The 22,997-nt window shown below is 65.4% G+C and carries 24 protein-coding genes; 17 read left to right on the top strand and 7 right to left on the bottom strand.

Going from position 1 to position 22,997, the window contains the following annotated elements; all coding sequences use genetic code 11:
• Window positions 1-254: 254 nt before the first annotated feature.
• The 4 genes from G537_RS40035 to mutT all read left to right on the top strand — a co-directional run bounded on the left by G537_RS40035 (window position 255) and on the right by mutT (window position 3,683).
• Window positions 255-1,220: a peptidylprolyl isomerase gene (locus G537_RS40035; protein WP_034853087.1), complete on the top strand. Its 966-nt coding sequence runs from the start codon at window positions 255-257 to the stop codon at window positions 1,218-1,220.
• A gap of 28 nt (window positions 1,221-1,248) precedes the next feature.
• Window positions 1,249-2,496: a bifunctional glutamate N-acetyltransferase/amino-acid acetyltransferase ArgJ gene (gene argJ / locus G537_RS0126415; protein ID WP_026872659.1), complete on the top strand. Its 1,248-nt coding sequence runs from the start codon at window positions 1,249-1,251 to the stop codon at window positions 2,494-2,496.
• Between the two features lie 193 nt (window positions 2,497-2,689).
• On the top strand, window positions 2,690-3,250 hold the full coding sequence (locus G537_RS40030) for a GNAT family N-acetyltransferase (protein ID WP_162146153.1): 561 nt from the start codon (window positions 2,690-2,692) through the stop codon (window positions 3,248-3,250).
• Window positions 3,240-3,683 carry an 8-oxo-dGTP diphosphatase MutT gene (mutT, locus tag G537_RS0126405; RefSeq protein ID WP_211230517.1) on the top strand — a complete coding sequence of 148 codons (444 nt, stop codon included), beginning with the start codon at window positions 3,240-3,242 and terminating at the stop codon, window positions 3,681-3,683. Before G537_RS40030 ends, mutT begins: the two co-directional genes overlap by 11 nt.
• A gap of 49 nt (window positions 3,684-3,732) precedes the next feature.
• On the opposite strand, the gene G537_RS40025 is transcribed toward mutT, so the two are convergent.
• Window positions 3,733-4,149 (bottom strand): hypothetical protein, encoded by a 417-nt coding sequence (locus G537_RS40025; protein ID WP_211230516.1) that lies wholly within the window; start codon window positions 4,147-4,149, stop codon window positions 3,733-3,735.
• Between the two features lie 518 nt (window positions 4,150-4,667).
• Here G537_RS40025 and G537_RS0126390 point away from each other — a divergent pair.
• Window positions 4,668-8,288: a DUF4190 domain-containing protein gene (locus tag G537_RS0126390; protein WP_155888788.1), complete on the top strand. Its 3,621-nt coding sequence runs from the start codon at window positions 4,668-4,670 to the stop codon at window positions 8,286-8,288.
• Window positions 8,289-8,722: 434 nt separating this feature from the next.
• Here G537_RS0126390 and G537_RS0126385 read toward each other — a convergent pair whose 3' ends face one another.
• Together G537_RS0126385 and G537_RS45485 are read right to left on the bottom strand one after the other, a co-directional pair.
• The gene (locus tag G537_RS0126385) at window positions 8,723-9,709 is read right to left on the bottom strand and encodes a methyltransferase (RefSeq protein WP_026872655.1); all 987 of its coding nucleotides are present in this window, start codon (window positions 9,707-9,709) and stop codon (window positions 8,723-8,725) included.
• Between the two features lie 213 nt (window positions 9,710-9,922).
• Complete coding sequence (locus tag G537_RS45485; RefSeq protein ID WP_281171507.1) at window positions 9,923-10,057, bottom strand: hypothetical protein; 135 nt, start codon at window positions 10,055-10,057, stop codon at window positions 9,923-9,925.
• Between the two features lie 733 nt (window positions 10,058-10,790).
• Here G537_RS45485 and G537_RS0126375 point away from each other — a divergent pair.
• The gene (locus G537_RS0126375; RefSeq protein ID WP_155888787.1) at window positions 10,791-11,537 is read left to right on the top strand and encodes a hypothetical protein; all 747 of its coding nucleotides are present in this window, start codon (window positions 10,791-10,793) and stop codon (window positions 11,535-11,537) included.
• A gap of 3 nt (window positions 11,538-11,540) precedes the next feature.
• Window positions 11,541-11,801 (top strand): hypothetical protein, encoded by a 261-nt coding sequence (locus G537_RS43950; protein ID WP_155888786.1) that lies wholly within the window; start codon window positions 11,541-11,543, stop codon window positions 11,799-11,801.
• A gap of 185 nt (window positions 11,802-11,986) precedes the next feature.
• Here G537_RS43950 and G537_RS0126365 read toward each other — a convergent pair whose 3' ends face one another.
• Window positions 11,987-12,586 carry a dioxygenase family protein gene (locus tag G537_RS0126365; RefSeq protein ID WP_026872653.1) on the bottom strand — a complete coding sequence of 200 codons (600 nt, stop codon included), beginning with the start codon at window positions 12,584-12,586 and terminating at the stop codon, window positions 11,987-11,989.
• A gap of 512 nt (window positions 12,587-13,098) precedes the next feature.
• Here G537_RS0126365 and G537_RS40020 point away from each other — a divergent pair.
• Entirely contained in the window at window positions 13,099-13,455 is a 357-nt protein-coding gene (locus G537_RS40020) for a hypothetical protein (protein ID WP_034853085.1), read from the top strand.
• Window positions 13,456-13,753: 298 nt separating this feature from the next.
• On the opposite strand, the gene G537_RS43945 is transcribed toward G537_RS40020, so the two are convergent.
• Complete coding sequence (locus G537_RS43945) at window positions 13,754-14,356, bottom strand: hypothetical protein (protein ID WP_155888785.1); 603 nt, start codon at window positions 14,354-14,356, stop codon at window positions 13,754-13,756.
• 952 nt (window positions 14,357-15,308) lie between these two features.
• Between G537_RS43945 and G537_RS44780 the strand changes: the two genes are divergently transcribed.
• Window positions 15,309-16,094, top strand: a complete 786-nt coding sequence (locus tag G537_RS44780) for a phage terminase large subunit (RefSeq protein ID WP_051249164.1) — start codon at window positions 15,309-15,311, stop codon at window positions 16,092-16,094.
• 123 nt (window positions 16,095-16,217) lie between these two features.
• Here G537_RS44780 and G537_RS0126350 read toward each other — a convergent pair whose 3' ends face one another.
• Complete coding sequence (locus G537_RS0126350) at window positions 16,218-16,847, bottom strand: hypothetical protein (protein WP_026872652.1); 630 nt, start codon at window positions 16,845-16,847, stop codon at window positions 16,218-16,220.
• Window positions 16,848-16,882: 35 nt separating this feature from the next.
• Window positions 16,883-17,677, bottom strand: a complete 795-nt coding sequence (locus tag G537_RS40010; protein ID WP_034853083.1) for an XRE family transcriptional regulator — start codon at window positions 17,675-17,677, stop codon at window positions 16,883-16,885.
• Between the two features lie 176 nt (window positions 17,678-17,853).
• Between G537_RS40010 and G537_RS40005 the strand changes: the two genes are divergently transcribed.
• Genes G537_RS40005 through G537_RS0126305 form a run of 8 tightly spaced genes read left to right on the top strand, consistent with a single transcriptional unit; the run spans window position 17,854 to window position 22,988 of the window.
• Window positions 17,854-18,249 (top strand): helix-turn-helix domain-containing protein, encoded by a 396-nt coding sequence (locus tag G537_RS40005; RefSeq protein ID WP_051249162.1) that lies wholly within the window; start codon window positions 17,854-17,856, stop codon window positions 18,247-18,249.
• Entirely contained in the window at window positions 18,249-18,722 is a 474-nt protein-coding gene (locus tag G537_RS0126335; protein ID WP_026872651.1) for a hypothetical protein, read from the top strand. The genes G537_RS40005 and G537_RS0126335 overlap by 1 nt, the downstream gene beginning before the upstream one ends.
• 22 nt (window positions 18,723-18,744) lie before the next feature.
• Window positions 18,745-20,796 carry a Mu transposase C-terminal domain-containing protein gene (locus tag G537_RS40000; RefSeq protein ID WP_162146152.1) on the top strand — a complete coding sequence of 684 codons (2,052 nt, stop codon included), beginning with the start codon at window positions 18,745-18,747 and terminating at the stop codon, window positions 20,794-20,796.
• The gene (locus G537_RS0126325) at window positions 20,796-21,563 is read left to right on the top strand and encodes an AAA family ATPase (protein ID WP_026872650.1); all 768 of its coding nucleotides are present in this window, start codon (window positions 20,796-20,798) and stop codon (window positions 21,561-21,563) included. The genes G537_RS40000 and G537_RS0126325 overlap by 1 nt, the downstream gene beginning before the upstream one ends.
• Entirely contained in the window at window positions 21,563-22,129 is a 567-nt protein-coding gene (locus tag G537_RS42400; RefSeq protein ID WP_051249159.1) for a hypothetical protein, read from the top strand. Before G537_RS0126325 ends, G537_RS42400 begins: the two co-directional genes overlap by 1 nt.
• Entirely contained in the window at window positions 22,113-22,454 is a 342-nt protein-coding gene (locus G537_RS0126315; RefSeq protein WP_026872649.1) for a hypothetical protein, read from the top strand. The genes G537_RS42400 and G537_RS0126315 overlap by 17 nt, the downstream gene beginning before the upstream one ends.
• The gene (locus G537_RS0126310; RefSeq protein WP_155888784.1) at window positions 22,447-22,680 is read left to right on the top strand and encodes a hypothetical protein; all 234 of its coding nucleotides are present in this window, start codon (window positions 22,447-22,449) and stop codon (window positions 22,678-22,680) included. The genes G537_RS0126315 and G537_RS0126310 overlap by 8 nt, the downstream gene beginning before the upstream one ends.
• Window positions 22,677-22,988 (top strand): hypothetical protein, encoded by a 312-nt coding sequence (locus G537_RS0126305; protein ID WP_026872647.1) that lies wholly within the window; start codon window positions 22,677-22,679, stop codon window positions 22,986-22,988. Before G537_RS0126310 ends, G537_RS0126305 begins: the two co-directional genes overlap by 4 nt.
• Window positions 22,989-22,997 lie beyond the last annotated feature (9 nt).

Below are 22,997 nucleotides of genomic sequence, written 5' to 3'. Positions count from 1 at the left end.
CGGCACTCCGTCGGTCCGGGACCGCCCGACTTCTAGGATTTGCCGCGTGTCGCGCCGGTGACGTTGGTGTTAAGCTTTGATGACAGCGATCCCGCTCCATGACGGCGGCGTCCGGTCCGCTTGTGCCGGGTTTCGGCCTGTGCTTTACCTGTCCGCCACGTCGCGCAGTTGGCGCCGCCGCGATCCCATGACCGGATGCCGGCACGTCTCCGCCGAGGCGCCGCTCGTCCCACAGTTCTGAAAGGACGCGTTTGATGTCTTCCCTCGCCCTCCGCCTGCTCGCCGGCGCGGCTGCCCTCACGCTCCTGGCCGGTCCGGTCATGGCCCAGGATGCGGCGAAGCCCGCCGAGACGCCGGCCGCCCCCGCGGCGTCCGGCGACCAGGCCGCGAAGCCTGAGGATCCGGTCGCGGCCACGGTGAACGGCCAGCCGATCTACCGCTCCGAGGTGCTGGAGGCGATCAACAGCCTGCCCCAGCAGTACCGGCAGATGCCGGTCGAGATGCTGGTGCCGCTGATGGCCGAGCAGGTGGCGACCGCCCGCCTGGTGGCCCAGAAGGGCGTCGACGCCGGGCTGCAGAACGACCCGGAGGTGAAGGAGCGGCTGGCGACGGCCGAGCGCCGGATCATCCAGGACGTCTGGCTGCAGCGCCAGATCAAGGCCAAGGTCACCGACGCGGCGGTCCAGGACGCCTACAAGAAGTACCTGACCGACAACCCGCCGCAGGACCAGGTCAAGGCCCGCCACATCCTCGTGGACAGCGAGGAGAAGGCGAAGGACCTGATCAAGCAGCTGGAGGGCGGCGCCAAGTTCGAGGACCTGGCCAACGCCAACACCACCGACCCGTCGGGCAAGGATTCCGGCGGCGACCTCGGCTGGTTCTCCAAGGACCAGATGGTGCCGGAATTCGCCGACGCCGCCTTCAAGCTGGAGAAGGGCAAGTTCAGCACCGCCCCGGTGAAGACCCAGTTCGGCTGGCACGTCATCCTGGTGGAGGACAAGCGCACCCTGCCGCAGCCGACGCTCGACGAGGTCAAGCCGCAGCTGGAGGAGCAGCTGTCCCAGGCGCTGGTGCCGCAGATCATCGCCGAGGTGAAGCAGGGCGCCAACATCGTGGTGATGGGCCAGGACGGCAAGCCGCTGCCGCCGCCCAGCACCGACGCGCCGGCCGGCGGCGACCAGCCGCAGCAGCCGGAACAGCAGCCGGCGCCGAGCAAGTAGCCGGCGCGCCGAGACGGGGGAGGGGACCATGGCCGGAGCATTGCCGCGTTCGCCGCTCGCGCCCGAGCGGCTGCCGGAGCTGACGCCGGTCGCCGGCGTCAGGCTGGCGGCCGCCGCCTGCGGCCTGAAGAAGACGGGGGCGCCGGACGTGCTGTTCGTCGCCCTCGACCCCGGCACCACGGCGGCGGGGGTGTTCACGCGCTCCCGCTGCCCCTCCGCCCCGGTGGACTGGTGCCGCCGGGCGCTGCCCAAGGGTTCGGCCCGGGCGGTGGTGGTGAACGCCGGCAACGCCAACGCCTTCACCGGCCAGGCCGGGGTGAAGACGGTGGCGTCGACCGTGGTCGCCGCCGCCAAGCTGGTCGGCTGCGAGTGGGAGGAGGTGTTCGTCGCCTCCACCGGCGTGATCGGCCAGCCGTTGCCGGAGGACCGCATCGCCAGGCACCTGCCGGACCTGGCCAAGGCGCTGGGCGAGGCCCCCAGTTCGAGTGATTGGGAAGCGGCGGCGGAGGCGATCCGCACCACCGACACCTTCGCCAAGGGCGCGACGCGCACGGCCGTGATCGGCGGCACCCCGGTGACCATCACCGGCATCGCCAAGGGCTCGGGCATGATCGCGCCGGACATGGCGACGATGCTGTCCTTCGTCTTCACCGACGCCGTCATCCCGGCGCCGCTGCTGCAGCGGGCGCTGAATGCCGCGGTCGACAAGTCGTTCAACGCCATCACGGTGGACGGCGACACCTCGACCAGCGACACGCTGATGCTGTTCGCCACCGGCCAGGCCGGCAACCCGCCGCCGGCGGGCGGCGACGGCGACCTGGCGGATTTCCAGCGGGCGCTGGAGGAGCTGACCGCCGACCTGGCGCGCCAGGTGGTGTGCGACGGCGAAGGCGCGCAGAAGCTGATCACCATCGCGGTGACGGGCGCGATCTCGGACCGTTCGGCCCGGCGCATCGGCCTCGCCATCGCCAATTCGCCGCTGCTGAAGACCGCGGTGGCGGGCGAGGACGCGAATTGGGGCCGCATCGTCATGGCGGTCGGCAAGTCGGGCGAGCCGGCGGACCGCGACCGCCTCGGCATCGCCATCGGCGGCGTCCAGGTGGCGCGCGACGGCATGGTGGTGGACGGCTATGACGAGGCGCCGGTGGCGGCGCATATGAAGACCCGGTCGATCGAGATCGCGGTCGACATCGGCATCGGCCGCGGCCAAGCCACGGTCTGGACCTGCGACCTCACGCACGGCTATATCTCGATCAATGCGGATTACAGAAGTTAACTGCCCGTTCCAGGGTTACCCGATCGATGGGGCAAGCGCAGGTCAGGTTTAAATCGTCATTGCCGGGCTTGACCCGGCAATCCAGAGGGTGTCGAGACCTTCTGGATGCCCGGGTCGAGCCCGGGCATGACAAGCTGGAGAAGGCGCTCTCCTCCGGGGCGTTGATTCTCCTGCGATGCCGAACCAAGGCCCCGTGACCGAGCTGCCGGAGGAGCTGGAGACCGAGCGGCTGAGGCTGCGCCGGCACCGCCCCTCCGATGCCGGGGAGATCGCGCATCTGCTCGACGACTGGGAGGTGGTGCGCTGGCTCTCCGACGTGCCCTTCCCCTACAGCTTCGCCGATGCCGAGGACTGGATCCGGACGGCGGAGAAGCGCTGGATCGCGGGGCGGGACTACCAGTTCGTGGTGACGCTGGCCGACAGCGGCGCGGTGATCGGCCATATGGGCCTGTCGATCGCGACCAACGGCCGGGTGGGCAGCTTCGGCTACTGGTTCGGCCGGCGCTACTGGGGCCAGGGCTATGCGACGGAGGCGGCGCAGGCGGTGATCGCCTTCGGCTTCCTCGATCTGCGGCTGGAGCGGATCCAGGCCGCCTACCACCCCGACAACGCCCCGTCGGGCCATGTCCTGGTCAAGGCCGGGCTGATGACCGACGGGTTCAAGACCATCGAGTTCAAGGCGCTGGGGCAGGCGGTGCCCTGCCCGCTCTTCGCCCTCAGCCGCCAGGACTATCTGAAGATCTATGCCGCCTGACTCGCCCGCTCCTGCCGCTCCCGCCGCGCCCGCCCTGCCGATGGTGCTGGTGGTCGCCGTCGCCCTGATCGACGCCGACGGCCGCGTGCTGATCGCGCAGCGGCCGGAGGGCAAGTCCATGGCCGGGTTGTGGGAGTTCCCGGGCGGCAAGGTCGACGCCGGCGAGACGCCGGAGGCGGCGCTGATCCGCGAGCTGCGCGAGGAGCTGGCGATCGACACGGAGGAGAGCTGCCTCGCCCCCTTCACCTTCGCCAGCCACCGCTACGAGCGCTTCCACCTGCTGATGCCGCTCTATCTCTGCCGCCGCTGGCAGGGCACGCCGCAGCCGCGCGAGGGCCAGACCCTGGCCTGGGTGGCGCCCAAGACCCTGCGCGACTATCCGATGCCGCCGGCGGACAAGCCGCTGGTGGCGATGTTGAGGGATGTGGTGTAGGCGGGAGTGGCCCCACGGCCACTCAAATCGCCGAGCGAATTCGAGCGAATTATGGTGGCAATGCACTTTTAGCGGGCTTTCGCCCGCGCTTGGTAGGGGCGAGAGGCCAGCGGCCCTCGCGTTCGAGCCGGTCGAGGAAGTCGCGGCCGTCGAGCGGCCGGCCGATCTGCTCGGCCCGACGCAGCCGCATCGAGGCCGCCTCGTCCTCGCCGGCGGCCAGGACCGCGGCGAACGCCCGCTCCACCAAGCCGGCCCGCCGGATTGAGCGCGACATCGCGCAGCGCCGCCCCGAGATGCTCCTCATCCATCGCGACGCAGCCGGAGCGCCCATGCCAGAAATGGCCGCTGCGCCCGAGCCGGCATGGATGTGGCCGGCGTGGCGCCGATGCGCGGTGCCAATGCCCGCCGGAGGTCCATCCTGATCGCTCGGCACCAGGATCGGATGGACGTGGTTCGGCATCAGCACCAGGACCAGACCTCGACCTGCGCCGTCGCGCAGTGAGTGGCGACCAGATCGCGGTAGAGCGCGTCATCCGCATCGGAGAAGGAGGTCTGCGCTCGTCCGCTGTCGCCGGCGGATCAACATGGCTTCAGTGCGGATGGCACGTATCGCGGCTCCGATCTGGTGGGGCCAACCCGGCGGGCAATTTGTCCGGCAATTATTCTCAAAAAATTCGATCGATGTGCAAAAATTCTTGCTAGCCGCCAGGATTGCCTCTAGCCTCGATGCACATTTGACCATTCCATGAGCAATTGCTCAGGCAGCTCACGCCGCGGAGGAGGAAGCATGACTCCCTGAGGTGTCGCCCAGATCCAGCCAAATCCATCCAAACACAACCGAAGCGTTCGCCACGGCGATCGAAACGACGTCCTGGGATCGGCCGGATCAAGACCGAGAAGCGGGCCGCGCCGTCCTTCAGGATGCGGTGAAGCCGCCCGCAGGCCGACGATGCCGGATCGAACAGCCGCGAGAGGAGGAAAGCCATGGTCGTTTCAGCGACAAATGCAGTTTCGGATGGCCCGGCCCTGCAGCCTCTCCAGATCCAGAAGAAGCAAAAAAACGATCAGGCCGATGGTCCGGCGGATGCGAATGAGTTTCGCAATAAAGCCGAGAGCAAGGGCTGGACGGTTGTGGAGGAGGCGGACGGTCTGCCTCCGGTGAGCAATCTGGATCCCAAACGGGAAGATCCGACGACCATCACCTACCAGTACAAAGGCAAGACCTACGCGGTTTCGGAGCATCTGGCCCCCTTCAAATATTCGGTTCTGGAAAACAAGCTGGCCGGGACCAGCATCAGCCAGACGGACAACAATATCGACATCAAGGTCGCGGAATCCGAAGCGACAGATTTCATGAACGCCAAGACCACCGAGGACGGAAAGACGGTGGGCGAGCTGTTCCATGACAAGATGAAGAACGAATGGAGCGACCTGGATCTGAGCGACCCTCGCCGTCAATATTATGAACTTCTGCAAGCCAAGGCCGCGCTGATCGGCGGCTATGATTACCTGCCGTACCAGACCGAGAAGGATGCTTTTCCTTGGAAAGGCGACACCACCGCCTATCTGCCCAATTCCGTCATCATGGACCAGGCCAGCACCTACGGCCTGCTGAAGGAGGAGGAGATCTCCAAGAAGCTGGCCGAGCTGTCCAAGAACGACAAGGTCGTCGACGGCATCGACGGCTTCATGGCCGACGCCGTCGACAAGATCGAAGATAAGAAAGGCTTGGCCAATAAAATCTACGAGACTATGGGCAGCCAGGAATATCTAGACATGCTGGAGTCCATGGAGGGCGACGGCGCCAAGACCCGATTCTCCAACGACCTGAAGTCTCTGGATTATTTGGATAAGCAGAAGGCCACGGAGATCAGGAACAAGATCCTCGACAAGGGGCTGATCGAGGAGGTCAGCGGCATCATCGAGGGCGGCAACTACTCCGACGAAGCCCTGGAAACCGCCGTCAGCGATCAGGTGCAACTGGGTCTGCAGGGCACATGGTCGGCCATCTTCGGCATCGGGTTCACCGACAGGGCGGTGCAGAATTATTTGAAAAACAGCCAGGCCGATCTGCCCGATGACGTCAAAAGGGGTCTGGACAGCTACAAGGCGGCGGTAAAGATCGCTACCAATTCGATCCTCGATTCCTTCAAGGCCAATGGCCACTTCGACATCAGGGATGTGTCCTCCCGCATCTCGGACGTGCTGAAGAGCAACAATCTGGACATCTCGACCGGGGCGCGCAACGGCGCGGCCGCCCTGCTGCAGGCCAGCATGAAGAATGGCGTCCTGCCGGCGATCGGCGGTGTTCTGGCCACCACGGCGGCCATCTACACGCTGAACAAGAACATGGGCGACACTCCGGAAGAGAGGATGGGGGCGGCGCGCCTGTTCATGATCAGCATCGCGACGTCACCCGCGATGGCATTGGCGACGACGAAGACATTGGAGAAGATCTTTAACAAGCCCGGCATGGCGACCATGCTGGGCCTGGAAAACAACACCCAATTACGCGACGCCTTTCTCAAGCTGTTCCCTGATTCGGACGGGGCCGTATCGGTTCCGGCATCCTCCGTCGTCGAACTGGATTCGCTCGACGAGCTGCGCGCGGCGATCGGTGACGCCCCGCCCCGGCTGGACGAGCCTGACACGGTTCCGGGCTGGGCTGACGACGTCGAGCGATGGTTCGACGATGTTGCCTCCGGCGAAGGAGACGGAGCCCGCTTCGTGCCGCTTCCGGACGATACGGCCATGGACCTCGACGACGCGATGGATGATCCGAACGACCGGATCTCCAGCGTCCAGTCCGAAAGGGGATCCCAGTACACGAGCATTCTCGACAATCTCGACGATGCCGACCGGGCCAGCGTCATGGGGATGGTGGACGACCGGATCAGTAATATGGGCGTGGATCCGAGCGACCTGGATGCGCCCAGCAAGCTCCGGATCGTCGGAACCGTCCTGAACACCGTCGGGGGCGTTGCCGATTTCGCCGGAGGCATATTGGACCTGGCCTTGGGAGCGATGTCGATCGACAAGCTCAGGGGCAACCCGGATGCGCTGCCCAGCGAGTATGCCGCCGCGACCATGCAGTTGCTGGGCGGAGTGAGCATCGCCGGGATGGCCGGAACCAGCTTGGCCAGCATGATCGCCGGACCGGCGACGGCCTCGGCGCTCGGCATCGCGTCCGGCGTCCTGGGCATCGCCGGCGTCGGCTTCGGCGCCATCGCCGCCATCGTCACCGGCGTGATCGCCAAGCAGAAGCAGGATCAGAAGGCCGAGGACGTCCGGGACGACTTCAGGAACTGGAGCACGCTGGGCGTCACCGAGGACAGCTGGGGCGACAAGCTCAACTATACCATCCACTCGCGTTACGAATACAATTACTATCACGGCTCCGATCGCTATTACAGTCTCTATCCTGAAGATGTTCCGATGTGGGTCGCACGGCCCGAGCAATATAAAGACTTTACCAAATATGTTGATGAACACGGCAACATCTCGGACGACTGGTTCCGGGGTTGGGACAAGGAGCATGATTCGGGCATCGGCGACGATCGGCCCGATCCGTCCGGCCTGCCGCGCTTCGGCGATGACGGCAATCCCGGAACCTTCGGCGACTTCAAGGAGGATGTCGACCGGGTGGATGTCGGTTCGATCGAGCTGGCGGAGGATGGCCGTGTCATCTTCAAGAAGGATGGCGTCAAGCAGGTTATCGATCCTCTCGTCGGTGGAGAGGCCGATGACAAGGACCGGCAGAAGATCGTCGACTATCTGAAGGATCTGTATGAGATCTCCCATCCCGGAGGCAAGGCCGACCAGGGCATCATCGACAGGATCACCAGGCTGCACGATGAATCGGATCGCTATAACGAGATCGAGGATCTGAAGCGCGCCCTCGACGACTCCAGGCCTCCCCTGCTGGGCAAGGATGGGGAAGGCAGCGCCGGGACGTTCTCCGATTTCAAGGAGGACATCGATCGCGTGGACGTGGGATCGATCGAGCTCGACGCCACGGACAGCGGAAGCCTCACTTTCGTCAAGGACGGCAGGCGGTGGCAGCTGGACAGGGACGACCACGGCGGCCTGTCCAAAAAGGATGCGGACGATATCTTCGATTATCTGAGGAATCTGTACATCATGGTTCACCCGAACGGCGACCTCGATCAGGATCTCGTAAACAAGATCACCGATCTCCACAATCGATCGGATGACTTCAATGATCTCGATGCGCTTCGGGAAGAGCTGGAACTGGATGCCGACCCGACCGGGCTGCCCGTCTTCGGCGATGGCGGGATCCCCGGCACCTTCGGCGACTTCAAGGAGGATATCGACCGGGTGGACGTCGGTTCCATCAAACCGAAGGACGATGGTCGAGTGATCTTCGTGAAGGACGGCGTGAAGCAGATCATCAATCCGTCCGCAGGCGATGAATCGGACCGTGACACCCGCGAATCGATTATTCGCTATCTGAAAGGTTTGTACGAGTTGACCCATCCCGACGGCAAGTTCAGTCAGGATCGGGTTGACAGGATGAACGATATCTTCGGGAAAACTGATCAATACAACGACCTCGATGCAATCAAGGAGTATGTCGAAAAATAGCGAGCCGGCTCTTACCGCCGGCCCGGCAATCGCGGCGGCAGTGCATTTAACAAGCGTCGGCGACCAGTCGGTGAGCGGCCGAGGACCCGCGCGCCGGCGGCATCCTGCCCGAGCTGGAGGGCCGCGAGAACCACGCCATCGACGCCCTGCGCCATGCGCTGGAAGGGCACAGGGCGACACCAGCATGCGCTGGGTGGGATCGGGGTCATGGTGAGGGGCAGGGAAGAGGCGTAGGACTGCGGTCGCCGTGCCTGTCCGCCGTGGATCTTTCATCCTCCACCTCCCTCGGCGGGAGGGGGTGTCGACGATCAGAGCCGGCGTGGGGTTGCCGGGATTTCTGCGGGGCGGGTGGTGACGCTCGACGTCGGTCCCGAGCGGCCTACCGATCTGCCCGGCCCGTCCCCAATCGTGCACTGTCACCGAATTCCCGTGCCTTACGGCTTGCGGCCGATCACGGCGCCGTTCGCGGCGGGTGCGTCGAACCAGACCGTCTCGACGTGCCGGAATCCGGCCTCCTCGAGCCACGCCGAATATTCGGCGGACGTGTAGTTTCGTCCTTCCGTCTCGATCAGCATGTTGAGGCTCATCAGCGCGGCCGGCGCTGGTCCGGTCTTTTCGTCATTGACGAGAAGCTCGCTGATGACGACTGCGCCGCCGCTCGGCAAAGCCTCGAAGGACCGGCGCAGCAGGGCGCGGTTCTTCGCCTCGTCCCAATCGTGCAGGATCATCGACAGGAGATGCACGTCGTGATCCTTCGGAAGCTGCTCGAAGAAGCTGCCGCCTGCGGTCTCGATCCGGTCGGTCAAGCCGGCCTCGGCGATCTTTCCCGCGGCGATCGCGGCCACATGCGGCAGGTCGAACACGGTCGCACGCAGCGCCTCATACTGTTTGCAAAGCTCGATGTCGTACGCGCCCGATCCGCCGCCGATGTCCAGGAGGCGGCGGAACTGACCGAGATCCACGGCTTCGCCGAGCTTGCGCGCGGTCATCGTGGAAAGCGAATGCATCGCCTCCCAGAAGAGTGCCAGCATCGTCGGATCCTCGCCGTCGAAGATCGAGGATTGCACCGCCGGGTCCCACGTGGTCCGCCGGTTCGTGCGCAGCGCCTCCGTAAGCCTTCCCCAGCCCGCGTAGAGCCGCTTGTCGGCCATCTGCACGAAGCCACCGAAGTAATACGGTTTCCCGCGCACGAGATAGGCGTCGCTCAACGGCGTATTGCGATAACGGCCGTCCGTTTTCTCCAGAAGCCCGAGCGCGGCGCAGCCGGTCAACAGCATCTCGGCCGGGCGCGGATGCAGACCGAGCGCTTGCGCCAGCTCCGCAACCGTGGTGCCGGCCCCGCCCGCGAGGCGGCTGAAGAGGTCCAACTCGTGCGCAGCGGCCAGAGTCTTGAAGGCCCAGAAACCGGTCGAAAGCGCCATCAGCGGGACGGCGGAAGGAAGCTCCAACGGGGCGGCAGGAGTTCTTGTTCGAGGCATTTCGGCCTCCCATGTTCCAGACTGCGACCGATCCGCCTGCGAAACTTATGGAAAATTTCGTCAAGGCGCTGTTACCCGGGTCACAGGCCGCGGCCTCTGTGGACTGCACCCCTGGACTGGGACACGGGAATTGGGGTGACATGGGTTGATCGGCGATCAGGAGACGAGGCCGGCCCAGCCCCAGGCCAGGGCTTCGGATGTCATCGGCGACAGACTCAGAAGAAGCACGACGAACAGGACGAGGATCAGCGCGAACCAACGCAGGCGGCGATGCGACAGGGCGAGCGCCATTCCCACCGTGAGAGCGGCCCAGATGGCAATGCTTCCGGCGGCGCTGATCAGGGTAGTTGCGAGGGGACCGATAGGCCCATCCGCCGCCTTCCCAGCCCCAGGGATACCCTTCGGCAAGACCGAGGGCCACATCGACCGCATCGGCCACCACCACCGCCGTCACCAGCCCAGCCAGGGCGACAACGGGCCAGCCGGCCCAGACAGCGATCCTGGATCCGTTCGTTGTAGACGACATCAACCGTCACGCTTTGGCCGTATGCTCTGAGGTGTCCGACGAAGTCGTTCATGCTGCCGGTCAAATCGATGCATCCCGCCGAGCCGGGAATCAAGCCGCCGTGGATGCTGAAACCCTCTCGTCCGAGGGTATTGATGCCCCGCAGCGGCCGCAGCCAGAGTCGGTGATCGCTCCAGCTGAAGCCGTTGCCGATGACAGTGCACTTCCAGCGGGCTGCCGTCCGAGCCTGGCAGGAGCGAGAGGCCGGCCGCTCTCATGTTCGAACCGGTGCAGGAAGTCGAGGCGGCCGGGCAGCCTGCCGGTATGCTCGAATCGCTCTCCAGTTCGTGCGCTGTCAGTCAATTCCGAGAAGGCGATCGCGTCGGTAGATCGCTGTAGGAACTTCAGGCAAGAATGAGGTCGACCGGCCGCCTTCGCGGCGCGTGGTCCTATCCGCCTGGTGGTGTGCCGGAGTGTATGGTGGGCGATCGAACTCTGCGACAGTTGGCGATCCGTTCCGTGGGTGAGAGGGTGCTGGAACATCAATGGATCGGGCCAACGCCAGGCTCGTGGGGCATGTATGGTTTCGGAGACCCGTTGCTTTCGAGGAGTGATGCGCGGGCGTCCGGGCTGTTCACCGCGGAACGCGCCATCGACGGCTTCGTTGGTTACTTCGAAGCGATGCAAGCTGCCATCACGATTCAATGGATGCAGTACGGCTTCTACGGAAAAGAACAAAGGATCCGGGCCGACCTGATCAATCACACGATATCATTTATAATGTACCAAGCGCTTCAGGACATCGGGCTCAGTGTCCAGATTGCAAAGAAAGTCGCCTACCACATCGCCACGACGACGCCGGATTCGGCGCTGGCGCGGACCGCCGCCTCGATCTTGACCTCGAACTCCATATTCGTGAACGCTCTCCGTGAGGGAAGCGCGATCCGAAAAATCATAAGAGTAGGACCTACGGCCGAGGTTCCTCCTGTACGTGGCTTTGTGGTCAGAGCTCTCATCGGTATAGCGAGCTTCACGATGGCAGGCTATGGATCGGCCGTTTTGCTGGTCAATGACGGTCTTCGGGGCTTCGAACACCTCCTGTCTGGCGCGCTGTCCGGCCAGAAACTCGGTGTACCGTTGGAGCAAATTCTCATTCCTGGAGACGATCAAGAGATCATGGATCTCCTGATCGTGGCGGACGAGCTGGCCGACATACTTCGGGAGCTCTACGACTGGGCGTCCGATTTCCCGCTTCTCGACAGGTGACCGATGTTCAATCGGCGGTGCCTGAATTGCGGACAGCGCGCAGTCAACAGAAAATCGTACACGTGCACCGTCTGCGGGACGAAGCATGTCAAGCGCCGTGGCTTTGAGTTGGCATCTGCGACCGTCTGCGGCGTCATGGCGCCGATTCTCTTCATCAACCTGTTCGCGGGTTGGTTGGCATTCGCCGTCGTCTTCGGGCTGATGTTCCTGATCATGGTGCTGATGGACATCTTCTGGCCATTGAAGGTCAAACCCGACGAGTAGGATTCAGAACTACGGGAATTACGGCGGCGGTGCGCTTTCGCCCGCGCTTTGCGGGAGCGAGAGACCGGCCGCTCTCGTGTTCGGGCCGGTCCAGGAAGTCGCGGCTGCTGGGCGCTGCCCGATCTGCTCGGCCCGATGTGCATCGTCACCGAGTTCCCTGGAATTTCGTTGGATCGCCCTACTGCTCACAGCACGATGTCGAACCGCCCGAACCGCCCATCGGCCGTCTCGCCGATGCGCAGAAGCAGGCGCTCGTCGAACAGGCGGTCGCGGGCGTTCCGCGGCTCGCCGGGGAAATAGAGCTGGGTGGTGAGGATCGGCCCCGACGGCTTCCGGGCCTTCAGGTGATAGTGCCGGGTCCGGCCGGAGTAGAGCGCCGGGACGATCGTGGTGAACCACCACCGGCCGCTTCGGTCGGTGAACTGATGGCCGCGGAGGCGATAGCCCGCCGTGTCGTACCGGCCGGTGTCGTCGGCGTGCCAGATCTGCACCATCGCCTCCGGAATCGGGCGGCAGAAGGTGTCCAGCACGAAACCGGCGACGATGATCCTGTCCCCATTCGGCGCGTCGGCGGCGAGGTCCCGCCGCAGCGGCGCATCCGGCTTGAAGAAGGGGCCTTCCGTCTGGGCCGGGGTCGGATGATCGCCGTCGTCGCAGGCCGGCGTGGGCGCCAGCTCCACCGGCTGGGCCAGGGCGAGGCCGAGCCCGGTTAGCTGCAGGGCCGGCGCGGCGAGACATGCGGCGAGAACGGTGCGCCGCGTCGGCGGTTCGGCTCGCGTGACCATCGTCGGATCCTCCTGTGCCCTCGAGGGCTGACCGGTCGGCGCCCGCTCATCATCGCGCTGCCGGACCAAACGGCAAGACAAAGCGACAGGGAGAAGCCGCTCCCTCCATGGGATGTCGGGCGTTTTCGCGTAGCCTCTCCCGCCGGATGCGGGAGAGGTCGGGCTCGCGCAGCGAGACCGGGTGAGGGTTGGTCCCGGCTTCGACAAAATCCCCTCACCCGGAGCCGCTTCGCGGCTCCGACCTCTCCCGCAAGCGGGAGAGGCAACACTTCTCTGCCTTTGATTGAGATGACCCGATCGGGCCTAAACTCATCCCGCTTAGCGGGCTTGGCAGGAGTGAGAGGCCGGCCCGTCCCAATCATGCACCGTCGCCGAATTCCGCCACCGGACTCCGGCTGGAATGCGTCTGAAGCGGAGCTCGCCCGGTCTGCCCTTCCGGCTTTTCATTGCGAGGCCGGAACCACCGCCGCCTCCCGCGCGTGGATCTCATGAGTCACCAATGGAGGCAAAGGATGACGCTCCAGATCCGATCGATCAGGGCCGTCTTCGTCGCCACGGCCCTTGCCATCACGGCTCCGATCGCGGCCGTGCCGCCGGCTCAGGCCCAGTCGGGCTGGGAGTCCAACCAACGCCGCTGGATCCCGCCCGAAGAGCGCTGGGGAGACGACGACCGGTACGACGACCGGCGTCACGACGACCGGTACTACGATCGACGCGACGGCGAGCGGTACTACGAGCGGCGCTCCTACCGCGATCGCGATCGCCGATACGATGACGACGACCGGTATCGATACAGCCGTCGGGACCGTGACCGCGATCGTGACCGCGTCGACGATCCCGCCGAGATCCTTCGGCGGCTGCTGCGTTGAGGCAGGCGCTCGGATCCGGGACTGCCGACCGGATCCGAGCGGGGGCCGCCTGTCGGCGAGGCCGTGCGATCCGAGGTCGCGAGGCACGGCTCGCGCGTGACGGGATCGTGGTGACGGTGCACTTCCGGCGGGCTTCCGCCGCGCCAGGCGGGAGCGAGAGGCTGCCGCTCTCGCGTTCGAGCGAGTGCAGGACGTTACGGCTGGCGAGCGGTCTGCGATCTGCTCGGCCTCTCCCGGATTCGTGCACTGTCACCGAATACCGTCACCGAATTCCTCGGCATCGATCGGCGATCAGTGATCACGGATTGTTGATCTGAAATGCCCAGCCATCCTCGGTCCGGTATGAGCGCTGCCAGTTGTAGGAATCCTTATTATCCCACTCCATCTCCGACCACGGCCCGAAGCAGTTGTTGTCGTGCGAGCACAGGGCTTGGATCCAGCCCGGCGGCGCGTCGCCGTCGCCTCCGGCGATCCCGCCATTGTCGTTGTTGACGGCAATCCACGCCGCGTAGAATTGCCCATTGTACCATGTGCTGCCGGAAAGCTCGCGATGGGTTATTCCGATATAGCCGCCGTATTGCTGGGGGGCTCCGTCAAGAGTAAATGAGACTGCAACAAACTTGTCTTTGCCGTTGCAGCCGTAGCCGTTGTAGTCGAATGCATTGTTAGAGTCGTCCCAATTAATGGTATAAGTTTGGCCAGGATCGATCGTTGAAGGCCAATTGACGGAGTTTCCCCACTCCTTGACGCATCGAGCCTTCCAGTCCTTGAGCCTGAACGTGTACTGTGAATTGTTGATGATTTTGAAGGAGTGCCATTCCTCGGCCTGACTTCCGGCCGTCCCGGCGAGCAAGGCGACTGCGGCAAGCAGGCCTCGATGCCAGCAAGCTGTCATGTGCATGGTTCCATCCCTATATGGCTGGCCCGCCGCTGTCTGCGCCCAGGCTGTATGGTCCTGGAGCGCGATCCCGCGGCTGCGTCGTGCTTTTCAAGCTAAGTCGCGGCGGCCGAACGGCCTGCCGATCCGCTCGGCCGTCAACCCAGTTCGTGCATCGTCACCGAACTGGTCGCCGAATTCCCAATTCCCGAGACTATCGCGGTATTGCTGTCCAGTTTTCGATGGGGACAAGCGTGAACTCGCCACCCCAGCCTATTCTTGCCAACGGAGTCTCATCCCTGATCAATAAAATCGAGCCGTCGCTTTCATGGATCACAGAAAAACGACCGCCAGGCCCCATAGCGGTAAGGACTGTCTGCGGAACAGAACCGGGACAGCCGTACTGGCTGCTGTTATTCGGTACAATAAAATTTGGCCCTTGTATTCCATCGCCAAGCTGCACCTCAAACGCAAACTCGGTGTTATTCCTAATTGTCAACATAGAACCCTCGCATAAGCAGAAATTAATCAACTGCATGAATATATATCTATCCTCGTCGTTACGGAAGACATAATTCTCAAAATTATTTTGAGCGAAAATTTAGAGATTGTTTAGAACCAATTGTTCAGAATTCGTGGACTGGGCGCGCCGCGTCCATTTGGGATCCAGCGATCTGGTCGCGATAGCCCCCAGATCGATACGGTGGGAACTACGGTGACGGCATACTTTAGAGCTTCCGGCGCGTCCATGACCTCGGGCTTGTCGGTGGCGGGCTCTCTGCGCCAGTCTTCCGTCGCTCAGCCTGGAGTCCCTGGATGGCCACGCCTTGCGGGGCTCGCCATGACGGGTCGGGAGTGGGTAATGTTCGCTTTTTGTTCTTGACGTGACGCCGCGTCGCGCCGCATAATTCAGGCATCGTCAGACAGTTGCGCCCGCCCGGCCCCGCCGCGGCGGGTTTTTTCGTGCGAGGGCGGGATGGAGCCGAAGACGCTGGACGAGTGCGACGAGGATTTCGCCGAGTGCTGGGTCAGCCACGGCGATGCGGCCCGGGCGGCCCGCGAAACGGGCCTGTCGGAAAGGAGCGCCGCGGTCCTGGGCTACCGCAAGCTGCATGAGCCGCAGGTCCTGGCCGCCTGCCTCATGAAGGTGGTCGAGATGGTGACCGAGGGGCAGTGGCCGGAGGGCCGGGTGGTGCGCCGGCTGCGCAAGGTGGCCCCGGACTGCCTGGCGAAGGGCCTGAACGAGCACGGTATCGAGGGCCTGCCGCCGGTCGAGGAGGCGTACCGGCAGTTCCGCCTCGCCGTGCGGCTGGACGAACGCAGGACGAGGCGGAAGCCGATGCCGCGGCCGGACGGGACCGGGACGGCGCCGGACGGGGCGGAGGCCGCACCGGCGGAAGCAGCCAGGCCGGCGCCCTTCGGCCCGCCGCGGCTGAGGCTGCCGCGCGCCTTCCGGGACCTCAGGAAGGCGTCGCGCTACAAGGCCGTCCATGGCGGCCGCGGCTCGGGCAAGTCGCATGTCTTCGCCGAGCTCTTGGTGCGGCGCTGCGTCGAGGCGGCGCCGGTGCGGGCGGTGTGCATCCGCGAGGTGCAGCGCTCGCTCGACCAGTCGGTCAAGCGGCTGCTCGAGGACAAGATCCAGGCGCTGGGCCTGGGTCCCGCCTTCACCATCCAGGCCGACCGCATCCTCGGGCCGGGGTATAGGGGGGTGATCGGTTTGGCAGAGGGTCAGAGACCAAAATTCGTCCCTAACCCTCGATAAACCAACAAAAAATCGTCCCAATGGGGCTGCCGGCGCTTTGGCACGGAATGGGCAGAAGTGAGCGTTTTGGGCGGGCGGTTTGGCAGAAAATCGATCAGGACCGATCGGGTCTGGGCCGATCCTTCACGTCGGCAGCAGGGTGGTTCTGCATCGGCTGCGCAGATCGGCGACGACCTCATCAATTCCGACGAGCGAGAAATTCGCGAAAAGATGATAGACCCCGTCAGCCTTGATCGAGAACATCAAGGAGCGGTGGCCGGCAATATCGCGCAGCAGGGCCACAGACGTGCGGCTGACCATCGTTTTCCGATCCTCAGATAATCGCCAATAATCTTTGATGTTGGAGAGCGCATCGATTCCGAATTCCAGGAACATCATCGATTTGACCGGGCGCAGGTGAGACTGCTCGGGCAGCGCTAAGCCCCAATCGACGCCGACCTCGGCCCAGCCATCGGCGCATTGCAGGTAAAGCTTGGGCACGGCCGCCATCGAGCCGATAACGACCGCATCATTCGCGAGTGCTACCCATCGGCTCTGCTGGTTCGGCGTTAGCGCCTCCTCCCTCGACCAATTGGGGCGATCCTTCATCTTGCTGAGGACGCGGTCGAGACACTCCCGTTGCCCGTCGCCGCGCAGAGAAGTGCAAGCCCGGAAGTCCTGCGGATCCAGCTGCACGATGTCTCGCCAGAACGCGGCGACACCAGCGCCCAACAAGACGAAAAGGATCAAGGGCGCAAATATCTTCGTGGCCATTATAGCATCAAACTAAGTTGATGGTCCGAAACGGGCTATCCGCGCGCCAATCCGCCGTGCCAAACGACCAGGCCAACAACATTGATCCGGTTGGCCTCATTCGCCGGCAATTCCTGCGCGGGATAGTTGGTGTTGTCTGAAATGATCTTGAGGGCTTGGCTCTGCAAATCCTTGTAGAGACGCTTCACCATCAGGTCGCCCTCATAGCTGAAGCAATAGATCCCATTGTCCCTGACCCGCTCCACGCTGGTGTCGACGATCAGGACATCACCGTGGGCGATGCGCGGGTACATGCTGTCGCCATGCGCCTGCATGCAAATCAGCTTTTCCGGCGGTCTCCGAAGAGTGCGCCAGAGCCACTCGGCATTGAACAGAAGGTCCGCGGCGAGGGCCTCGTGTTGCACGGCAACGCCCGGCCCGGCCGATACGCGCGGCTCAAGGTAGAGCGGCAGGCGCACATAGATCTTTTCCGGGTCATCATCGAGGGCGAACGCGGCGACGCCTGCAGGGGTGATTGCGGGCGTGATCACCGGGACGGCATCGAGAGAGAGGCCGTGCACGCTGACCTGCATCGACACATTGCTGGCGGTGGCCGGCGGCGCCGATGTCCTTGCGGTAAACATCTGCCCCTTGCCGGCTAGTATCCAATCCGCGCTGCAGCCCAGCTCCATCAAACGCTGGAGCGTGTCGCCGCTCGGCAGGCTTCCGGTCAGTTCCAGCCGCTGCCAGGAACTCTCGCCGAGGCCCAGCAGCTCTGACATCGCTTTCTGTGTTTTGCCTAGCGCCTCGCGCAGTTCGCGAAGTCTGCCGGCCACCTTTTGCTCAGCCAACGTTCTTCGCTCCAACCTTGGCGGGCGCGCCAGCGACTGCGATCAGCCGCCAATCTTCCGGAATTATCCCGAATATCAATGACTTGGCATGGCACTGACAAAAAGATGCCCAATTTCGAACATTGGCACCAATTTCTGTGTTGAGAGGCATCGTTCCCGATGCCATATTCATTGTCATGCCAATCGCACCCGCAACCATCATGCCCCCAAAAAAGCCCGCCATCGGGCGGGAAGACATTCCCCTGGATCCGACTCGGCGCCGGGTCTGGATACAGGGCGAGCTGCGCCTGATCGGGAGCAGCCTCACGGCAATCGCGGCCTCGCTTGGTGTGTCGCGCCAGGCCGTAGGGCAAGCGCTGCTAGTCCCGAGCGAACGGATCGAGCAGGCCATCGCGGATGCGCTCGGCCTGCCAGTCGCATGGCTGTTCCCTGATCGGTTCGGCGCCGACGGGCAGCGCATCCCCAACACCAGGCCGGGGAACCGTATCACGGCACAGAACGCGAGGCGAACGTCAAAACCCGAGCGCGATCTGAACATCGTTTCCGATGTGGCGCGCCAGGAGCGCCGCTGATGTCACGCCGGCGGGCCAGCACGGACCCCAACCAGCCCAGCCTGCTCGATTGGCGACCTGCTGAGGTCGTCCGGCGGTTCGCCTCGGATCTCATCCGGTCGGCGAGCCTGGCAGCCCGCCTGTGCCGGGGACTCAAGCTTGCTCTGGCGGACAGCGAGATGAGCAGGGCCGAGGTGGCGGCCCGGATGTCGGACTACCTCGGCGAAACGGTCAGCGAGGCGATGCTCAACGCCTACGTCTCGGAAGCGCGAGGACAGCACGTCATCAATGCCGTTCGCCTCGTCTCATTCCTTGCTGTGACGCAGGACCCGCGCCCCCTGAATGCCCTTCTCGACGAGCTGGGCTGGGTGGTGATCGACAAGAAATGGTTGCCCTGGATCGAGGTCGGCATGTTGCGGGAGCAGCGCGAGAAGCTCGACCGCGACATCGACTTTGCCCGCCGCCGCGCTGCACTGGGGCTGAGCCGTGACTGAGGCTTGGTTCACCGCGAAGGCGTTGGCCGCGCTGGGCCTGCCGGGACTCTCCAGCGACTTCTCGACCATCATTCGCCGCGCCAAACGGGAGCGTTGGCCGAACCGCGAGCGCCAAGGGCGTGGTGGCGGCCGGGAATATCCGGTCTCGGCGTTGCCGGCAGCCGCGCGCAAGGCGCTGGCGCAGCGGGCGATTCAGGCTCCGGCGCCGGTCCCCGCGCCCCCATCGGCTCTCCCCGCGCGGGCAGACCATCTGAAAGGCTGGCAGCGCGCCACGATGGATGCCCGGGCGCAGCTGGTGGCTGAGGTCGCCCGGTTGCAGGCGGCGCTTCAGATGTCGCGCAGCCAGGCTGCGGCGCTGCTGGCGGAGCAGGCGCAGTCGGGTGCCCTCCGTTCAGACTTGGCCGAGGCTGCTCGAATCGCCAATGCGCGCGCCGGAGCGTCCGGCGTACGGACATTGTCTTACCGCTCTCTCATGCGGTGGTGCGAAACGACAGACGCTTCCGGCGCCGTCGCCCTGGCGCCGCGCGAGGCGGCGCCGGCCCGGCCGGTGGTGCCCGAATGGGTGCGGCCGTTCTGGTCGTTCTGGGCGCGGCCCCAGAAGCTGTCGATCGCCCATTGCCTGGAGCTGCTGCGCGGCGAGTTGCCGGCCAATGTCGCCGTCCCGAGCTACGACCAGGTCAAGCGGTTCCTCAGGCAAATGTCCGTCATCGACCGCAATCGCGGGAGGATGGGGCCGCGGCAGCTCAAGACGATGCGGGCCTATGTCACCCGCGATTTCGGCGACCTGTGGCCGACCGCAATCTATGTCGCTGACGGCCACACCTTCGACGCCGAGGTGTCGCACCCTATCCACGGCCAGCCCTTCCGGCCCGAGGTGACAGTCGTGGTCGACGTGGCTACCCGCGTCATCGTCGGGTGGTCGATCGGCATCGTCGAGAACACCTGGGGCGTGGCCGACGCGCTGCGGCACGCCTGTCAAAGCTGGGGCGTGCCGGCGCTGTGGTACGTCGACCGCGGCAAGGGCTTCAACAACGCCTATTTCGACGGCCCCCACACCGGCTTCTTGTCTCGGCTGGGCGTCCATAAGGAGAACTCGCTCCCGTATAGCTCGCAGGCCCGCGGCGTGGTCGAGCGGGTGCACCAGTCCTGCCTGGTCCGGGCCGCGAAGGAGCTGCCGACCTATATCGGCGCGAAGATGGACGCGGAGGCCAAGAACCGCATCCACAAGCTGACCCGCGCCGACATCAGGATGATCGGCCGGTCGCGGCTGCTGATGTCGTTCGGCGAGTTCCGGGAATACATCGCGGCCCAGGTCGCTGCCTACAACGGCCGGCGCCACAGCGAGCTGGGCATGTCGCCCCTCGACCGGTGGGAGAAGCTCCTCCGCGACCAGCCCGACACGATGATCGACCGGCTGGCGCCGGAGGAGGCGGCGGACCTGTTCCGTCCGACCGTCGAGCGCGTCGCCCGGCGCGGCCAGGTCGAGCTGTGGACCAACATCTACTTTTTGCGGGACCTGGAGCACTACCACGGCCAGACCGTCCAGGTCGGGTTCGACCTGCACGACGCCAGCCAGGTATGGGTCCGCGACCAGGCCGGACGCCTGATCGGTGTCGCCAAGCTGGACGGCAACAAAGTGCCGTTCATGCCGACGCTGTCCCGCGCGGAGCGGGAACAGCAGATCCGCACCAAGGGCCGGCGCGATCGCCTGAACCGGAATCTGGCGATCGTCGAGGCCGAGTTGAACGGCGGCCCGACGCTGATCGAGCACGTGCACCGGACGACGGTGGACGAGTTCTTCCTGGACGCCGCCCGGCGGCAGCTGGACGCCCTGGAGACCGTTAGCGCAACGCCGGCGCCGGCCCCCACTAACGCCGCCGAGGCGTCCGCGCGCCCGATCTTCGGCACCGATCACGACTTCGCCGCCTGGCTGGCCGTCAATCCCGGCCGGGCGACCCCCGCCGACCTGGCGTGGCTCAAGCCCCGCCTGGCCGACCCCCACTTCCTGCTGCTCCTCGACGCCTGCTCGATCGATGTCGAGGCGCTGAAATCCCTGTGCAGAGAGGCTGCCTGATGAAGCCCGTGTTTATCCCGAAAGTATCAAACGTCATGGCCTGGCTGGGCGCCTTCAATGCGCTCAAGAACCGCGGCGCATCGGAAAGCTGCCTGATGCTGGTCGATGGCGAGCCCGGCCTCGGCAAGACGGGCACGGCGGTGTGGTGGGGCGTCCAGAATCAGGCGATCCACGTCCGCGCCAAGCAAGGCTGGACCCATAGCTGGTGCCTGCGGGACATCTACGCCGCTGCCACCGGCCGGCCGGCCCCGACGCGCGACACGGCGAAGCTGTTCGAGACGGTGGTGGCGGCGCTGACGGCCCGGCAGGCGCAGGCCGCCCGCCTGGGCCACGCCACCACGGTGATCCTGATCGACGAGGCCGACCACGCCGTCGCCGCCGGCCGGGACGTGGTCGAGGGCATCCGCGACATCACCGACCACCTGGAGATCCCGACCGTGCTGGTGGGGATGGACCGGATCAGGAAGCGGCTGGATCGCTATCCGCAGGTGGCCTCGCGCATCAGCCAGAAGGTCGAGTTCAAGCCGCTGACCCTGGACGACGTGCGGGCGGTCATCGCCGGCATCAGCGAGGTCGAGGTCAAGGATGACCTGATCGCTTACACGCATCGGGCCTGCGGCGGCTACATCCGCGAGCTGAAAGAGGCGGTGGCGGCGATCGAGCGCTTCGGCCTGCGCCAAGCCGGCGCCGCCGTGGGCGTCGAGGCGATGCGCGGCCAGGTGCTGCTGCACAGCCGTGAGACCGGCGCGCCGGTGGTGGTGGCCTGATGCGCGCGCTGCTGGATGCGCTGGCCGAACCCGGCGCCTGCGTCACCATCGACCAGCTGCCGGGGCTGCTCGGCAAGAGCTACCGCGATGCCTGCACCGACTTGCGGCGCGCCTATGCGGCCGGCCTGATCGAGCGCGCATCGGAGGGATGCTACCGGCTGACCGAGCGCGGCCAGTCGGACGACGTCGAGCCCCTGATGGTCACCACGGCACCGACCGGCACCGGCGGGGCCTGGGACGCCACGGCCCGGACCCGGATCTGGGCGGCGATGCGGCAGCTCGGCCGGTTCTGCCGCGCTGATCTCGTCGAGGCGGTTGCCGGGCCAGAGAGCGACCGCAAGGCGCTGGAGAGTTCGATCCGCCGCTACGTCAACCGCCTGGTCGGCGCCGGCTATCTCTTGCCGCTGACCGGCCGGGTCAGGGTGGCGGCCCACCCCAATTCGGGTCAGAAGCGCTACCGCCTGGTCCGCAACACCGGCCCCGCCAGCCCCCTGGTGCGGCGGGACGGGTCGATCTTCGACCGCAACCTGGGCCGCGTGGTGACCGCCGATGACCAGGCCGGTTGACCCCGCCGTGGTGGCGCTGCTGCGCGCGGAGGCGTCGCGCCGCGGCAGCATCCGGGCCGTAGCCGACGCCATCGGCCGCAGCCGCACCGCGGTCTCCCTGGCCCTCTCGGGCAAGTACCCGGCCGCCGACACGAGCCGGTTCGAGGCGGCGGTGCTGGCCGCCCTGGACCAGGTGGAGTGCCCGTTCCTGGCCGAGCGCGTGCAGCGGGACCGCTGCCGCTTGGCGCTCGGCCCCTGTCCCACCCATGCCCCGCATGCCGCCGCCCATTGGCGGGCCTGCCAAACCTGCCCCAACAAGCCCCAGGAGGAGAGATCCCGTGGTTAGGTTGCTGTCGCCCCTGTCCCGCGAGCTGCATTCGATGCGCCGCACGTTGAACACCCGCCTGTCCAGCCGGCAGCCGCTGAGCGAGGCCGAGGTCAAGCGGATGGTCGAGCTGCTCGGCATCATGGAGGTCGAGGCTGTGGCGCTCGAATCCCGGCCGACCGTCGCTGTGTCGGAGAAGACGCTCGACCTGGCCCGGCGCCTCGAAGCCGCGGGGATCGTGCCGTGACGGCGCGCCTCATCGGCCGCGAGGTCAGCTTCGAGCTGGCGGGCCACGGCACAGTGCGCGGCATCGTCCAGACCTATCGGCAGCTGCGCGACAACCGCTACGCCGTCACGGCGACGAACGGCAATGAGACTCTGTCCGGCATCGTCGACGTGACCCCGGAAGGCGAGGTCGCCACCGTGATCGACGACGAGACGGCCGACCGGATCGCCCAGGCCATCCTGGACGGCCGGTCGGTGCGGATGCCGATCGGCCGGCAGATGCATGCGCTCGCTGCCGCCTGGCTGAGCCGGCGTGGGGCGCAGCGATGATCGCGCGCC

It is taken from the genome of Inquilinus limosus DSM 16000 (genome assembly GCF_000423185.1).
GTDB classification, from domain to species: domain Bacteria; phylum Pseudomonadota; class Alphaproteobacteria; order DSM-16000; family Inquilinaceae; genus Inquilinus; species Inquilinus limosus.
This window is presented reverse-complemented; position numbering and strand designations above follow the sequence as displayed.

Bases quoted from the DNA above. Each gene is read 5' to 3' on its own strand.
- G537_RS40035 (WP_034853087.1), top strand. From the start codon at position 255: ATGTCTTCCCTCGCCCTCCGCCTGCTCGCCGGCGCGGCTGCCCTCACG.
- argJ (WP_026872659.1), top strand. From the start codon at position 1,249: ATGGCCGGAGCATTGCCGCGTTCGCCGCTCGCGCCCGAGCGGCTGCCG.
- mutT (WP_211230517.1), top strand. From the start codon at position 3,240: ATGCCGCCTGACTCGCCCGCTCCTGCCGCTCCCGCCGCGCCCGCCCTG.
- G537_RS0126390 (WP_155888788.1), top strand. From the start codon at position 4,668: ATGGTCGTTTCAGCGACAAATGCAGTTTCGGATGGCCCGGCCCTGCAG.
- G537_RS0126385 (WP_026872655.1), bottom strand. From the start codon at position 9,709: ATGGCGCTTTCGACCGGTTTCTGGGCCTTCAAGACTCTGGCCGCTGCG.
- G537_RS45485 (WP_281171507.1), bottom strand. From the start codon at position 10,057: ATGGCGCTCGCCCTGTCGCATCGCCGCCTGCGTTGGTTCGCGCTGATC.
- G537_RS43950 (WP_155888786.1), top strand. From the start codon at position 11,541: ATGTTCAATCGGCGGTGCCTGAATTGCGGACAGCGCGCAGTCAACAGA.
- G537_RS0126365 (WP_026872653.1), bottom strand. From the start codon at position 12,586: ATGGTCACGCGAGCCGAACCGCCGACGCGGCGCACCGTTCTCGCCGCA.
- G537_RS40020 (WP_034853085.1), top strand. From the start codon at position 13,099: ATGACGCTCCAGATCCGATCGATCAGGGCCGTCTTCGTCGCCACGGCC.
- G537_RS43945 (WP_155888785.1), bottom strand. From the start codon at position 14,356: ATGCACATGACAGCTTGCTGGCATCGAGGCCTGCTTGCCGCAGTCGCC.
- G537_RS44780 (WP_051249164.1), top strand. From the start codon at position 15,309: ATGGAGCCGAAGACGCTGGACGAGTGCGACGAGGATTTCGCCGAGTGC.
- G537_RS0126350 (WP_026872652.1), bottom strand. From the start codon at position 16,847: ATGGCCACGAAGATATTTGCGCCCTTGATCCTTTTCGTCTTGTTGGGC.
- G537_RS40005 (WP_051249162.1), top strand. From the start codon at position 17,854: ATGCCAATCGCACCCGCAACCATCATGCCCCCAAAAAAGCCCGCCATC.
- G537_RS0126335 (WP_026872651.1), top strand. From the start codon at position 18,249: ATGTCACGCCGGCGGGCCAGCACGGACCCCAACCAGCCCAGCCTGCTC.
- G537_RS0126325 (WP_026872650.1), top strand. From the start codon at position 20,796: ATGAAGCCCGTGTTTATCCCGAAAGTATCAAACGTCATGGCCTGGCTG.
- G537_RS42400 (WP_051249159.1), top strand. From the start codon at position 21,563: ATGCGCGCGCTGCTGGATGCGCTGGCCGAACCCGGCGCCTGCGTCACC.
- G537_RS0126315 (WP_026872649.1), top strand. From the start codon at position 22,113: ATGACCAGGCCGGTTGACCCCGCCGTGGTGGCGCTGCTGCGCGCGGAG.